Genomic DNA, 13,659 nt, shown 5'->3' on the forward strand with positions numbered 1-13,659 from the left:
GCGGCCAAGGGGGTTCCCAGCAATCCGACCGCTACTTTTCATCTGTACGAGTCCACGCTCTGGACAGGCGCGGTCACGGTCGGTGAGCCTGATGACCGGGAGGTGACCTCCATGGCGAGTGTCGACGACAGCGGTGAAAGCGGCCCCGAGCCGGACGGCGACCTGCGCCACTTCGGCGAGACGGTCAAGGCCTTCCGCAAACGCGCGGGCCTGACGCAGGAACAGTTGCACCCCCTGGTCCGCTACTCGGTGCAGTACATCGGCTCGGTGGAGCAGGGCCGCCGCCACCCGTCCACGAAGTTCGTGGAGAAGGCGGAGGAGGTACTGGACGCCTTCGGCGTCATCCGGCTCGCGGCGAAGCAGTTGCAGCGCAGGCGGGGGCTGGCGTCGTGGTTCCGGCGGTGGGCGGAGCTGGAGGAGACGGCCGTCGCGCTCAACACCTATGAGTGCCGATCCGTCCCCGGGCTGTTACAGCCCGAGGCCTACGCGCGGGCCCTGGTCGCGGACGTGCTGCCGCCACCGTCCCCCGAGGAGGCGGAGGCTCGCGTCATGGCACGGCTGGCTCGTCAGCACCTCCTGAGCCGGACCCCGTACTCGGTGTTCAGCTTCATCATCGACGCCGCCGTGCTCGAACGACGGACCGGCGGCCGGGAGGTGACCCTCCAGCTCATCGACCACCTGCTGGAGGTGACCCGCCTGCCGAACGTGGACTTGCAGATCATGCCGATGATCAGCTCACAACACGCTGGTCTCGGTGGCCCCTTCTGCCTCTTGGAAACCGAGGACCACGAGTGGGTGGGGTACAGCGAGGGACAGCAGTCCGGACGGGTCATGCATGACCCGAAAGACCTCAGCCTCCTCCACCAGCGGTATGCCAAACTTCGCATCCAGGCCCTCAATCCGGCGGACAGCGCGGACCTGTTGATGCGAATGCGAGGTTCTCTGTGAACGGCTCCGAGTTGCGGTGGTTCAAGAGCAGCTACAGCAGTGGAGACGGGGACAACTGCGTCGAGGTGGCCCTCTCCTGGCACAAGTCCACGTACAGCGGAAGTGAGGGCGACGACTGCGTCGAGGTCGCCGCGTGCGCCGACACCGTGCACGTCCGGGACTCCAAGGTCGCCGCCGGTCCCGCGCTCGCCGTCGCGCCCGCCGTGTGGACGGCGTTCCTCGGCGGCGTCAGCTAGCGCTCCACCCGACTACGGCGGGGGTATCGGTCCCGGCGCGGTCACGCCGATCGCCGGACGCCAAAAGCGCCCGTCAGGCAGGGCCTGACGGGCGCCGAGGAAGTAGTCCGCGTCGCGCTGGAAACCGAGACCCGGGACGATGCGCCGCAGGTGGGGCCATATGCCCGGCACCACCCGGTACTCCCCCGCCACCATCCACGGATCGTCGCCCAGCACGAACAGGTGCCGGACCACCAGGAACTGTTCCCGCGAGAGCGAGCAGGACTCGACCATCTCCTCGTCAGGCCCGAAGCCGTTCAGGTCCCAGACGAGATTGTGCCCATCGGCGAATGGATAGTCGCTGCTCACCGCCTCACGCTAGGGCGCGCCCCCGACGGCCCGCACCTGCTTTTCGCCGTCGCTTCACGTGATCGTCCCGCCGGAGCGCGGGCTGGGGCGGCCGGCCGCACCGGACAAAGCACATGCAGTGGGCACGCATATCGGCGTATCGTCCCCCGCATGGACCCGCTCACCGAGAAACAGATCCGTGGCTCCTTCGTGAACTGCACGAAGGGCGAGGCCTCCCGCCTCCGGCTGCCGCTGGACTTCGGCGACCTGCCCTGGGAGGACCTGGACTTCCTGGGCTGGGTGGACCCGGGCGCCCCGCTGCGCGCCCACCTCGTACGGACCGGCCCCGACGGCGTGCCCGTGGGCATCACCCTGCGCGTGCCCGCCTCGAACGGCGTCAGTGCCCTGAAGTCCAGCATCTGCATGATCTGCCTGACCGGGCACGCGTCGTCCGACGTGGCGCTGTTGTCCGCTCCCCTCGCGGGGGCCCGCGGCCGGGAGGGCAACACCGTCGGCATCTACCTGTGCGCCGATCTGGCCTGCTCGCTGTATCTCCGCGGCAAGCGGCGGTCCAAGCGGGCGACGGGCGCCTACGTGGAGACCCTGAGCCTGGACGAGCGGATCGGGCGGGCGCTCGGGAACCTCGACGCGTTCACGGCGAAGGTCACCGGCGCCCGCGTCGGCGCCTGACCGCTCAGCCGACGCCGACGGCCACCGTCTCATCCTCTGCTCCCGCGCCCGGGGCCAGGCCGAACCGGACCGGATGGAGGGGACACGATGCCGATGCCTCTGCTCGTTCTCGTGCTGAGGAACCCGCCCCGTACGCTGCCGGGGATCTGTGCGGTGCTCGCCCTGCTCTTCGGTCTCTCGGCCATGGCTCTGTACTGCTACGGCTGGTTCTCCGTCGCCCTGGGAGGGCCGTTCCCGGAGCTGTGTGAGGACGAGAACGGGTCCGGCTCCCGGTTGGCGGACCTGGCGCAGGACTTCTGGCCCCTTCGCAACGCCTGCGTCTATTCCGACGGCTCGACGGTGGAGCACCTTTCCCCGTCGATCAACGTGCTCGTCCACGTGCAGGTCGTTCTTGCCGTCGTCCTGACCTGCGCCGCCGTGTTCCTGTACCGGCGGGCCCGACGCCTTCGCGCACGGACCACGTGACCGCACGAACCACGTGACCGCACGAACCCCGTGACCGCCGAAGGGCCGGACTCGTCACGGGCGGCTCGGGAGCCGGGTGTCGGGTGTCGGGGTCAGCTGACGCCGGGGGCGTTCGGCAGGCCGGCGGCCAGGGCCGTGCCGGCGCCGGAGAGGGAGGCGTCGGTGGCCTTGGTGGCGCTGCCGGCCGCCGAGGCGGTGACGTTCACCGCCGTCTTGGCGTCGGTGACGGTCTGCGCGGGGTGGTCGGCGATCTCCACCACCCGCTGGGTGATCGGGGTGTCCCCCCGGACGACCGGTCCGTCGGCGTGCGCGACGGCCGGGGTGAGGGCGAGGGCGGCGCCGCCGGAAAGAACCAGGGCGGCGAGGTTGCGCTTCATGGTCTTCTTCATGGCCGGAACAACGACGCCGCTCGACCGGGGTCACCGCGTTCCCCGGGATCCGGCGGGGGCCCGCACGCCCGGGGCCCCGGATCGTGGGGGAACGATCCGGGGCTCCGGGATGACACGGCCGTGCGGTGGGGCGGGGCGGTGGCCCGCCGGGGGTCAGTCCTCGACCACCAGGGCCGGCGTGGACTTCGTCAGGACCTGGCCGCGGAAGAAGGCGGGGCTGCGGCGTTCGGTGACGAACATGACGACCAGGCCGAGGGCGAGCAGGCCGACGCCGATGATGAAGACGCTGCCGACGCCGAGGACCGTGGAGCCCGAGCCGTAGGACGGGTTCCACATGTCGATCAGGGTCTTGAAGAAGACGGTGGCGAGGAGCAGGCCGCCGAGGACGGGGAAGACGCCCTTGAAGAACAGGTCGCGGGCGGAGTCGCGCAGTTCCTTGCGGAAGTACCAGGCGCAGGCGAAGGCCGTCAGCGAGTAGTAGAAGCAGATCATCAGGCCGAGCGCGAAGATCGTGTCGGTCAGGACGTTCTCGCTGACGAGCGTCATCACGGTGTAGAAGACGCCGGTGGCGACGCCCGCCATGACGGTGGCGCGGCCGGGGGTCTTGAACCGGGGGTGGACCTTGGCGTAGGAGGGCGGCAGCGCCTCGTACGTGGACATCGCGAGGACCGTGCGGGCGACCGGGATGAAGGTGGTCTGCAGGGACGCGGTGGCGGAGGCCAGGACGGCGACGAAGAGCAGGATGCCGAGCATCGGGCCCATGACGGGGCCGGCGAGGGCGGCGAAGACGTTGTCGGAGGTCTCCGGGTTTCCGAGGCCGAGGCCTGAGGTGCCGGAGCCGACGGCCATCTGGGCGGCGATGCCGGTGGCCAGGTACGAGCCGACCAGGACGATCATCGCGATGAGGGAGGCGCGGCCCGGGGTCTTGGCGGAGCCGGTGGTCTCCTCGTTGGTGGCGAGACAGGCGTCCCAGCCCCAGTACATGAAGATCGAGAGCGAGAGTCCGGCGGTGAAGGCCGCCATGGACTCGACCGCGAAGGGGTTCATCCACTGCCAGGAGAAGTCCAGGCCGGTGTCGAAGGAGCCGGCGGACGCCTTCTGGAAGGCCATCGCGACGAAGATGGCGAGGACGGCGAGCTGGAGGCCGACCAGCGCGTACTGGACGCCCTTGGTGGCCGTCATGCCGCGGTAGCTGATGGCGGTCGCGGCGGCGATGAGGGTGAGGCAGGTGGCGATGTGGACGAGTTTGTTGTCGTCCAGGGCGGAGATCGACGGGTTGTTCGTGATCTCGCCGGCCAGCAGCCAGAAGTAGGAGGTGGCGACGCCGGCCAGGTTGGACAGGACGATGATCGTGGCGATCACCAGGCCCCAGCCGCACATCCATCCGATCCGCGGTCCGAAGGCCTTCACGGTCCAGGTGAACGAGGTGCCGCAGTCCGGCATGGCCTTGTTCAGCTCGCGGTAGGCGAAGGCGACCAGGAGCATCGGGAGGAAGCCGGCCAGGAAGACCGCCGGCATCTGGACGCCGACTTCCCCGGCGGTGGAGCCGAGGGTCGAGGTCAGGCAGTAGACGGGGGCGACGGTGGAGATGCCGATGACGGCGCTTCCCACCAGTCCGACGGACCCCTTGCCGAGGCCCTTGCCACGAACATCGCCCTCGGCGACGCCGCTTACCGTGTCTCCGACCCGAGGCCGAACGTCCAGCTGTGTCATGGGTAGGGACGTTAGATGCTGCGGTTTCCTCATCCGGAGGGCTTGGGTCCGCTACCGCACAGGTCCAAACTCCTTGGAATCCTGAGGCCGAAACAGTTCACACTCTGGCAATACAAGGTTCACTCAGGCATCTATTCATGCTTCGGAAGGCACGGGGGCGGACCTTCCGGAATGCGGAAACCGTAGCCTTGCCCGTTTTGCCCCTTTCAAAACTTTCCCGTGCAAATTTTCGGGCCCCCAATACCGGGGCGCCGTCCGCCAGACTGGCCCCATGCCCACAGCCGACGAGCTCCTCAGCGCGGATACCGTCAGTAACCTGGCCGGTCTGCTCGCCCGCGCGGCCCGCGCACCCCGCTCCCGCGCTCTCGCCGCCCGCGCCGGATCCCTCGACGGACTCGGCTTCGGCGCGCGCGTGGCCGCCGTCCGCGACGCCGTCCTCGCCGACCTGCCCGAGGACTGGCCGGCCTTCGAGGCCGTGCTGCGCACGGCGATGGAGGACCCCGACTTCGCCGGCTGGATGACCTTCCCCGTCAACGAGGCCGTCGCCGTCCGCGGGCTGGCGGCGTTCGAGCCGGGGCTCGCGCTGCTGCGCGAGCTCACGCCCCGGCTGACCGCCGAATCCGCCGTACGCCCCTTCCTGCGGGCCGAGCCCGACCGGGCGCTGACCGTGATCCGCGAGTGGACCGCCGACCCGGACCCGCACGTCAGGCGGCTCGCGAGCGAGGGCACCCGACCCCGGCTGCCGTGGGCGGCGCGGTTGCCGGCCTTCATCGCCGACCCGCGGCCCGCCGTGCCCGTGCTCGACGCCCTCCACCGGGACCCGTCCGAGTACGTACGCCGCTCCGTGGCCAACCACCTCAACGACATCAGCCGGGACCAACCCGCACTCGCCGTGGAGATCGCCGCGAAGTGGCGCGCCGACGCCGACACCACCACGGATCGCGTCGTGCGGCACGGCCTGCGCACCCTGATCAAGGCCGGCCACCCCGAGGCGCTGACCCTGCTGGGGCACTCCCCGGACGTCCCCGTCTCCGTCGACGGGCCGCTGGTGGGCACCCCGCGCGTCACCGTCGGCGAGCACCTCGTCTTCTCGTACGCGCTCACCCACACCGGCGAACCGCCCGCCGAGCTGGTCGTCGACTACGTGATCCACCACGTCAAAGCCAACGGGACCCGTACCCCCAAGGTCTTCAAGCTCACCACGCGCCGCCTCGCCCCCGGCGAGACCCTCACCGGCACCAAACGGCACTCCTTCAAGCCGATCACCACCCGCCGCTACCACCCCGGGGAGCACCTGGTGCAGCTCCAGGTCAACGGCCGCGTCCGCGGCGAGGCCACATTTTCACTGGACGTCCCCTGACCGGCCTGGCAGTCTCGGGCCCATGACTCACGGAATCGAGCACCACCCCGCCCGTTGAGCGCCCCCGAGGAGCGCCCGGCGCCCACCTCCCGGCCCTCTCCCGACACGACCTCTCCATGCGAGAGCGCACCACGGGAAACCTCTTCGCACGAGACCTCCCTGCACGACTACGCCCTCTTCCGCCACGGCATCGAGCCGGACGGCCGGGTCCCCGCACGCGGCTACCCGCTGCCCGACGGGCCACCGGAGCCCAGTCGGCCCCGGCTGACCCTGCGCGAGGCGCAGGAGGAAGTGGCCTCCGCCCTCGCCGACACACTGGCCGACCCCGACCCGGTCCGGGCCGCGGCCGCCGTCCACCGGCGGGTCCGCTCGCTCGTCATGCCCCACCGCACCCTCCGCGCCTGCGTCATCCGGCTTCCCCTGACCGACGAGGCCGCCGCCCGGCGGACCGGCCGACGGCTGGTCCGTACCGGTACCACCCCGGCCGCCGTCCAGGTCGGCCTGGGGCTGCTGAGCCGCCTGGGCGAACCGGAGGACGCGCCCTGGCTCACGGTCCTCGGATTGCTCAAGGGCTTCGAGCGGCCCGTCGTCGCCGCGCTCGACCGCCTGGACCGGCAGGCCGCCGCCCTGCTGATGCTCCGTACCCGCGTCCGGGACACCGCGCTGTACCCGCTGCTCGACGCCGTGGAGGCGGGCGACGACGCGGCCGTCCTCGCCGCCCTGACCGGGCTGCCGCCGGACTTCCGGACGCTCGGGTGCGCCCGGCGGATCGCGGAGGCCGCCGACCTCCACCGGCTGCTCCGGGCGCATCCGCGGAACCCGGCGCTGCTCGCCCGGGCCGCCGGGCTGCTGCACCGGATGGCCGGCCGGCACGACGTACGGGCCGAGATCCTCGACTACGGGCCGGCCACGGACGCGTACGAGACGCTGATCTCGCACGCCGACCTGTTGCCCGCGACCCCCGGGCACCGGGCGGTGCTCCTGTCGATCGCCCTCGACCTGCACAGCGGTCCCGCCGCGCTGCTCGACTGGCGGCCCGGCCGGCGCGAGGTGCTGCTGGACGCGCTGGGGCGGCTGCCGGCCGCCCCGGCGCCCGGCGACGCGCCCGGCGATCCCGCCGAGCGACGGCGCGCCGACTGGATGGCACGGACCGGGCGGCAGCCGTTCCGCGTCCCGCCGGACGGGGAGCGGCTGCGCATCGAGGTGGTCGCCGAGGACCCCGCCGACCGGAACGACGTCGAGACCCGGATCCTGGTCGACGGCCGCCCGCTGGTACCCGCCCTGTTCGGCAAGGGGCCCGGCACAAGCCCGGAACGGCTCCTGGACACCGGGCTGCTGCGGGCCGGCTCCGAGCCCCGGGAGGTCCGGCTCGCCGAGGCGTACTGCTCCGAGGGCTGCTGCGGCGCGCTGGACGTGACCATCCGCCGCGAGGGCGAGGAGGTGGTGTGGGGCGACTGGCGCGGGGCGGTCGGGCCGCCCCCACCGGAGTACCGCTTCGACGCCGCCGGCTACGACGCCGAGCTGGAACGCGCCGACCGGGACCGTCCCTGGTCCTGGCCGGCCCGCAGCACGGCGCGGCTCGTCGCGGACGGCCTGCGCGAGCGCCCCGATCTGCTGACCCGCTGGGACGCCCTGCCGGGCTGGGTCGGCACCGCCTGGGACGAACCCGACACCGTGGAGGTGTACTTCACGTACTGGCCCGGCCTCGCCGCCGGGAACCGGGACCGCGAGGGGCCGTGGCTCCAGTTCGGGTGGCGGATCCCGCAGGACGGGGGCCCGGTCGGGGAGCGGGCCGCCGCCGTACTGGACCGGCTCGCCTCGACGGACCCGAAGACCTACGCGGAGGTCCGGGGCGGCAGCCGGGAGCACGCCGAGGCACTCGGCCACCCCTGGCCGGAACGCGGGTAGGACCGGTGGCGCGGCCGGGGGTCGGGGCGCTCCCCGACCCGGCCGCGCCGCGACGGCCCCCGCCCGGCCTCAGCCCGGCCCCCGCCCGGCCTCAGCCCGGCCAGACGATCGACTGGATCTCGCTGTAGGCGTGCAGGGCGTACGAGCCGACGTCCCGGCCCACCCCCGACCGTTTGAAGCCGCCGAACGGGGCCTCCATGTTCCGGCCGATGGTGTTGATCCCGACGCCGCCGGCGCGCAGCCGCCGCGCGAGCCGGAAGGCGCGCGCCGGGTCCCCGGACCACACGTAGGAGAGCAGGCCGAAGTCGCTGTCGTTGGCCAGGGACACGGCCTCGTCCTCGCCGCCGTCGTAGGGGACCACCACCACGACCGGCCCGAAGATCTCCTCCCGGACGACCCGCATGTCGTTCGTGCAGTCCACCAGGAGGGTCGGCGCGACGTAGAAGCCGCGGCCCGCCCCCACGACCGGGCGTTCACCGCCGTACGCGATCCGCGCGCCCTCCTTCTTCCCCAGCTCGACGTACGACTCCACGCGGTCCCGGTGCGCCGCCGAGATCACCGGGCCGACCACGGTGCCGTGCTCGCCCGGGTCGCCGACCTTCATGAAGGCCAGGTAGCCGGTCAGCTTCTCCACCAGCGGCTCGTACACCGACCGGTGGACGATCACCCGGGTCGGGGCGGTGCAGATCTGACCGGAGTAGAAGGAGAAGGTGGTGCCGATCCCCGCCACCGCCGCGTCGAGGTCGGCGTCCTCCAGCACGATCGCCGCGCCCTTGCCGCCCAGCTCCATCAACTGCCGCTTCATCGTCCGACCGCACACCTCGGCGATGCGCTGCCCGACGGCCGTGGAGCCGGTGAAGGACACCATGTCCACGTGGGGCGAGTCGACGGCCGCCTCGCCGACCTCCACCGACTGCCCGTTGACGACGTTCACGACGCCCGGCGGGACCCCGGCCTCCGCGAGGGCCTCGGCCATCTTGAACACCGACAGCGGGTCCTGCGGGGCGGGTTTGACCACGACCGTGTTGCCCATGGCGAGCGCCGGGGCCACCTTGCCCGCCGGGTTCGCCCACGGGTTGTTGTACGAGGTCACGCAGGTGACCACGCCGACCGGCTGGCGCACCTCCAGCGCGCCCAGGATGCTCGCCCGCCCCATCGGGCCGGCGTCGGTGACCTGCGGGGGCAGGCCGCGTTCCACCGGCTCCAGGGCGCCCCTCGCATACCGCCGGAAGCGGGCCACGCCCACGCCGACCTGCATGCCGCGCGCGATGCCGGTGGGCGCGCCCGTCTCGGCGCGGGCCAGGTCCGCCCACGGTTCGTACTCGCGCCGCATGACGTCGGCGGCCCGGTCGAGGATCGCGGCCCGCGCCTCGGGCGTCGTCCGCGACCAGCCCTCGAAGGCCTCCGCCGCCGCGCGGGCGGCCTCCTCGACCTGGGCGCGGGTGGCCTCGGGGGCGAGTCCGACCACCGACTCGTCGGCCGGGTTGACCACCTCGTAGTGGCCGGCGGCCGGTTCGACCCACTCGCCGCCGATGTACAGCCGCTGTGGCCCGGCAGAGGTCATCGGGTGCTCACCGTCCTCGTGTCCCGGCCGGAGCGCAGCACGATGCCGGGGATCGCGCCGGTCACCTCGTCGTCGCGGACGGTCTCCACGCCGTTGACGCGTACGGAGACGATCCCGATCGCCCGCGCGTCCAGCCGCGGGCTGTCCCCGGGCAGGTCGTGGACGAGCGTCGCCGGGCCGGCCTCGATCCGCTCGGGGTCGAAGAGCACCAGGTCCGCGTGGAAGCCCTCGGTGATCCGGCCGCGCTCGCGCAGGCCGAACAGTCGGGCCGGGTCGTCCGTGAGCATCCGTACGGCCTGTTCCAGTGGCAGGAGCCGGCGGCCGCGCAGGCAGTCCCCGAGGAAGCGGGTCGTGTACGGGGCGCCGCACATCCGGTCCAGGTGGGCGCCCGCGTCGGAGCCGCCCAGCATGACGTCCTCGTGCTGCCAGGTCTCCTGGCGCAGGGCCCAACTCGCCGGGTCGTTGTCCGTGGGCATCGGCCACAGGACGGTGCGCAGGTCGTCGTTGGCGCAGATCTCCACCAGGCAGTGGAAGGCGTCCTGGCCCCGTTCGGCGGCGATCTCGCCGACGACCCGGCCCGAGAGGCCCTCGTTCTCCTTGCTGTACGTGTCGCCGATGACGTAGCGCCCGAAGTCGGCGAGGCGCCGGAAGACGCCGGCTTCCCTGCTGTCCGCGCGGCGCAGCATCTCGGCGCGCGCGTCGGCGTCGCGCAGCCTGGCGATCCGCTCGGGAACGGGCAGGGCGAGGACCTCGCCCCAGCCGGGGATGAGGTTCAGCGCGCAGAACGTGCCGAGCGACATGTTCATGGGCGTCAGGATCGGCATGGTGAGCGCGACGATCCGGCCGCCGGCCTTGCGGGCGCGCTCGCTGGGGATCAGCTGACGCGGGACGCGTTCGGGGACGGACGCGTCGATGGTGAGCACGTTCCAGTTCAGGGGCCGGCCGGCGGCGGCGCTCATCTCGACGAACAGGTCGATCTCCTCGTCGGCGAACTGGTCGAGGCAGCCCGCGACGATCGCTTCGAGCTGGGTGCCCTCGTGTTCGGAGACCGCGCGGGACAGCGCGAGCAGCTCTTCCGGTTCGGCGTGCCGGGAGGCCACCGGGGCACCGGCCCCGTCGGAGTGCGTGGAGGACTGGGTGGTCGACAGGCCCCACGCCCCGGCGTTCATGGCGTCGTGGAACAGGTCGAGCATCTCCCGCAGCTGCTCGGGCGTGGGCTGTCCGCCGACGGCGTCCTCGCCCATCACGTGCCGGCGCAGCGCGCAATGCCCCACCATGAAACCGGCGTTGACGGCTATCCGGCCCTCCAGGGCGTCGAGGTACTCGCCGAACGTGGACCAGGTCCAGTCGACGCCCTCTTCGAGTGCTTTGAGGGCCATCCCCTCGACCTTGCTCATCATCCGCCGGGTGTAGTCGGCGTCCTCGGGCCGGTCGGGGTGGAGCGGGGCGAGGGTGAACCCGCAGTTGCCGCCGGCGACGGTGGTGACGCCGTGGTTCATGGAGGGCGTGGCGTACGGGTCCCAGAACAGCTGGGCGTCGTAGTGGGTGTGCGGGTCGATGAACCCGGGGGTCAGGACGAGCCCGGCGGCGTCCTCGCTGGTCCGGGCCGCCTCGATGACGGTGCCCGGCGGGGCGATGACGGCGATCCGACCGTCCCTCGTGCCGACGTCGGCGACGAACGCGGGGGCGCCGGTCCCGTCCACGACGGTGGCTCCCTTGATCAGGTGGTCGAGCATGACGTCCCTTCTTCCCTGACGAGTTCGCTGACGCGGTCTTACGGGGTCGGCACTCTCAGCCTCGCCGGCGTTTGAGGCGCGGGGCCGGGCCAATCCAGCCGGCGGGGCTGGATCGGTCCGGCGAGGCTGCCATGGCATAGCGAGGCTGGATCGGTCCGGCCGGGACGGCCGGAGGCGCACTGGCAGGCCGCGGCCCGTGCGCACTCCGGCCGGTTCCGCGGGCCCCGGGGGCGCGGCCCCCGAAGGCCCTTTCCGGGGCGGCGGTCCGGGAAGACGCCGCCCGGGTCGGTGTCCGGTCAGGACCCGGAGGCCTCACGGAAGCGGGTGGTGCGGTGCACCGGGTCCGTGTCGATCTTCGGGATGACGTGTTCCCCGATGAGCTTCACGGTGGTCATGGTGTCCTCGTAGGACACCCCGGTCGGCAGGCCGAAGGACAGCTGGTCGGCGCCCGCCTGCTCCCAGCGCTTGCACTGCCGCAGCACCTCGGACGGGTCTCCGCAGATCAGCAGTTCCTCGGCGATCAGCAGCTCGATGATCTCCGCGTTGTACTCGGGCAGGGTCTCGGGCCACTGCGGGATCGCCTCGGGCCGCGGGAAGGTGTCGTGGTAGCGGAAGACCAGCGACTGGAAGCGGTTCATCTGGGCGTTGACGGCGATCTCGACGGCCTTGTCGTGGGTCTCGGCGCAGATCGCGGTCGAGGTGACCATGACGTTGTCGTTGACGAACGCGCCGATGGCCTTCGCCTCCTGGATGGCCGTCTTGTACTGCTCCAGCACCCACTCCATGTCGGAGACCTTCTGGACGCTGAAGCCGAGGACGCCGAGGCCCTTCTTGGCGGCCATGGCGTACGAGGAGGGGGATCCGGCGGCGTACCACATGGCCGGGTGGGCCTTGCCGTACGGCTTGGGGAAGATCTTGCGCGGTGGCAGCGACCAGTGCTTGCCGCTGAACCCCTCGTACTCCTCCTGGAGGAACATCTTGGGGAACTCCGCGATGGTCTCCTCCCAGATCTCCTTCGTCCCGTTCATGTCCTCGATGCCCGGGAGGAAGCCGAGGATCTCGTGGCTGCCGGCGCCGCGGCCGGTGCCGAACTCGAAGCGCCCCTTGGAGAGGTGGTCGAGCATCGCGACCTTCTCCGCGACCTTGACCGGGTGGTTGACCGGGGCCAGCGGGTTGAAGATGCCGGAGCCGAGGTGGATGCGCTCGGTGGCATGGGCGAGGTAGCCGAGGAAGACCTCGTTCGCCGAGAGGTGCGAGTACTCCTCCAGGAAGTGGTGCTCGGAGGCCCAGGCGTACTTGAAGCCGGACTTGTCGGCCTGGATGACGTACTCGGTCTCCTCGATCAGCGCCTTGTGCTCCGCCTCGGGGTCGACCTTGGACCGCGCCTCAGGCACGTATCCCTGCACGAAGAGCCCGAATTCCAAGGGGGTTCACCGTCCTTTGGTTTCTGACGTTGCGTCAGATTCGATGCCCCGACTGTTCCACCGTCGGGGCGCGAGCGTCAATACCTGACGCTCCATCAGATGGGACGGCTAGAGGATGCTGACGCCGGCCATCCAGCCGCCGTCGATGACGAACGGCTGCCCGGTGATGTACGAGGAGTCCTCACTGGTCAGGAAGAGGGCCAGCCGCGCGATCTCGTCCGGCCGGCCGACCCGGCCCATCGGCACGACGCGCTTGTACAGCTCGGCCATCGCGTCCCTGGCCTCGGCGCTCACGCCCGCCGGGTCCAACAGCCCCGGGTTGGCCATCGGCGTGTCCACGGCGCCCGGGCACATGGCGTTGACCCGGATGTTGCGCGCCGCCAGCTCCAGCGCCGCCACCCGGGTCAGGCCCAGGATCGCGGCCTTGGTCGCCGCGTACGTGCCGACGTAGGCCATGCCCGTCAGGCCGGTGTACGAGGAGGTGTTGACGATCGTGCCCCCGCCGGCCGCCGCGATCTCGGGCGCCACGGTCTTGATGCCGAGGAACGCGCCGACCTGGTTGACCCGGACCACCTGCTCGAACTCCTCCAGCGGGGTCGCGGTCAGTTCGTTGAAGCGCAGGATGCCCGCGTTGTTGACCAGCCCGTCGATCCGCCCGAAGGCCTCCTTCGCCGCCTCGACGGCCGCCGCCCAGTCCTCCTCGCGGCTCACGTCCATCCGTACGTACCGGGCCCGGTCCTCGCCGATCTCCTCGGCGACCGCGGCGCCCTGCTCGTCCAACACGTCGCCCAGGAGCACCTTGGCGCCCTCCGCGGCGAAGAGCCGGGCCTCCTGCTCCCCCTGACCGCGCGCCGCGCCGGTGATGACGACGACGCGTCCGTCCAGCTTGCCCATGACGG

13 protein-coding genes are annotated in these 13,659 nt (G+C 71.7%); 6 read left to right on the forward strand and 7 right to left on the reverse strand.

Annotated features, from left to right (window positions below; all coding sequences use genetic code 11):
• The first annotated feature begins 111 nt into the window (after positions 1-111).
• Both ACIRO3_RS32135 and ACIRO3_RS32140 read left to right on the forward strand, forming a co-directional pair.
• A complete protein-coding gene (locus tag ACIRO3_RS32135) occupies positions 112-948 on the forward strand; it encodes a Scr1 family TA system antitoxin-like transcriptional regulator (protein WP_404142687.1) in 837 nt (278 codons plus the stop codon).
• On the forward strand, positions 945-1,184 hold the full coding sequence (locus ACIRO3_RS32140; RefSeq protein ID WP_404142690.1) for a DUF397 domain-containing protein: 240 nt from the start codon (positions 945-947) through the stop codon (positions 1,182-1,184). The genes ACIRO3_RS32135 and ACIRO3_RS32140 overlap by 4 nt, the downstream gene beginning before the upstream one ends.
• Before the next feature lie 12 nt (positions 1,185-1,196).
• Here the strand turns inward: ACIRO3_RS32140 and ACIRO3_RS32145 are convergent, their stop codons facing one another.
• Positions 1,197-1,532, reverse strand: coding sequence for a hypothetical protein (locus tag ACIRO3_RS32145; RefSeq protein WP_366000830.1), 336 nt, complete (start codon positions 1,530-1,532; stop codon positions 1,197-1,199).
• Positions 1,533-1,682: 150 nt separating this feature from the next.
• On the opposite strand from ACIRO3_RS32145, the gene ACIRO3_RS32150 reads away from it, so the two are divergent.
• A complete protein-coding gene (locus ACIRO3_RS32150) occupies positions 1,683-2,201 on the forward strand; it encodes an FBP domain-containing protein (protein ID WP_404142692.1) in 519 nt (172 codons plus the stop codon).
• An 87-nt stretch (positions 2,202-2,288) separates the two neighbouring features.
• Positions 2,289-2,666, forward strand: coding sequence for a hypothetical protein (locus tag ACIRO3_RS32155; protein ID WP_404142695.1), 378 nt, complete (start codon positions 2,289-2,291; stop codon positions 2,664-2,666).
• Positions 2,667-2,758: 92 nt separating this feature from the next.
• On the opposite strand, the gene ACIRO3_RS32160 is transcribed toward ACIRO3_RS32155, so the two are convergent.
• Positions 2,759-3,055 carry a hypothetical protein gene (locus ACIRO3_RS32160; RefSeq protein ID WP_404142697.1) on the reverse strand — a complete coding sequence of 99 codons (297 nt, stop codon included), beginning with the start codon at positions 3,053-3,055 and terminating at the stop codon, positions 2,759-2,761.
• 153 nt (positions 3,056-3,208) lie between these two features.
• Positions 3,209-4,768, reverse strand: a complete 1,560-nt coding sequence (locus ACIRO3_RS32165; protein ID WP_404142700.1) for an APC family permease — start codon at positions 4,766-4,768, stop codon at positions 3,209-3,211.
• 271 nt (positions 4,769-5,039) lie between these two features.
• On the opposite strand from ACIRO3_RS32165, the gene ACIRO3_RS32170 reads away from it, so the two are divergent.
• On the forward strand, positions 5,040-6,128 hold the full coding sequence (locus tag ACIRO3_RS32170; RefSeq protein WP_404142703.1) for a DNA alkylation repair protein: 1,089 nt from the start codon (positions 5,040-5,042) through the stop codon (positions 6,126-6,128).
• 54 nt (positions 6,129-6,182) lie between these two features.
• A complete protein-coding gene (locus ACIRO3_RS32175; protein WP_404142705.1) occupies positions 6,183-8,036 on the forward strand; it encodes a hypothetical protein in 1,854 nt (617 codons plus the stop codon).
• Between the two features lie 91 nt (positions 8,037-8,127).
• Here the strand turns inward: ACIRO3_RS32175 and ACIRO3_RS32180 are convergent, their stop codons facing one another.
• From ACIRO3_RS32180 to ACIRO3_RS32195, 4 genes are all read right to left on the reverse strand, one after another.
• Complete coding sequence (locus ACIRO3_RS32180) at positions 8,128-9,600, reverse strand: aldehyde dehydrogenase family protein (RefSeq protein ID WP_404142707.1); 1,473 nt, start codon at positions 9,598-9,600, stop codon at positions 8,128-8,130.
• Entirely contained in the window at positions 9,597-11,336 is a 1,740-nt protein-coding gene (locus tag ACIRO3_RS32185) for an amidohydrolase family protein (protein WP_404142710.1), read from the reverse strand. The genes ACIRO3_RS32180 and ACIRO3_RS32185 overlap by 4 nt, the downstream gene beginning before the upstream one ends.
• Before the next feature lie 296 nt (positions 11,337-11,632).
• The gene (locus tag ACIRO3_RS32190; RefSeq protein ID WP_361777073.1) at positions 11,633-12,760 is read right to left on the reverse strand and encodes an LLM class flavin-dependent oxidoreductase; all 1,128 of its coding nucleotides are present in this window, start codon (positions 12,758-12,760) and stop codon (positions 11,633-11,635) included.
• Positions 12,761-12,868: 108 nt separating this feature from the next.
• On the reverse strand, positions 12,869-13,654 hold the full coding sequence (locus ACIRO3_RS32195; RefSeq protein WP_365998493.1) for a glucose 1-dehydrogenase: 786 nt from the start codon (positions 13,652-13,654) through the stop codon (positions 12,869-12,871).
• Between the last annotated feature and the right edge of the window lie 5 nt (positions 13,655-13,659).

Source organism: Streptomyces sp. NPDC102278, assembly GCF_044766345.1.
Classification (GTDB): Bacteria; Actinomycetota; Actinomycetes; order Streptomycetales; family Streptomycetaceae; genus Streptomyces.

Excerpts from the sequence above, each read along its gene's own strand:
- ACIRO3_RS32135 (WP_404142687.1), top strand. The coding sequence starts at position 112 with ATGGCGAGTGTCGACGACAGCGGTGAAAGCGGCCCCGAGCCGGACGGC.
- ACIRO3_RS32150 (WP_404142692.1), top strand. The coding sequence starts at position 1,683 with ATGGACCCGCTCACCGAGAAACAGATCCGTGGCTCCTTCGTGAACTGC.
- ACIRO3_RS32155 (WP_404142695.1), top strand. The coding sequence starts at position 2,289 with ATGCCGATGCCTCTGCTCGTTCTCGTGCTGAGGAACCCGCCCCGTACG.
- ACIRO3_RS32160 (WP_404142697.1), bottom strand. The coding sequence starts at position 3,055 with ATGAAGAAGACCATGAAGCGCAACCTCGCCGCCCTGGTTCTTTCCGGC.
- ACIRO3_RS32165 (WP_404142700.1), bottom strand. The coding sequence starts at position 4,768 with ATGACACAGCTGGACGTTCGGCCTCGGGTCGGAGACACGGTAAGCGGC.
- ACIRO3_RS32170 (WP_404142703.1), top strand. The coding sequence starts at position 5,040 with ATGCCCACAGCCGACGAGCTCCTCAGCGCGGATACCGTCAGTAACCTG.
- ACIRO3_RS32180 (WP_404142707.1), bottom strand. The coding sequence starts at position 9,600 with ATGACCTCTGCCGGGCCACAGCGGCTGTACATCGGCGGCGAGTGGGTC.
- ACIRO3_RS32185 (WP_404142710.1), bottom strand. The coding sequence starts at position 11,336 with ATGCTCGACCACCTGATCAAGGGAGCCACCGTCGTGGACGGGACCGGC.
- ACIRO3_RS32195 (WP_365998493.1), bottom strand. The coding sequence starts at position 13,654 with ATGGGCAAGCTGGACGGACGCGTCGTCGTCATCACCGGCGCGGCGCGC.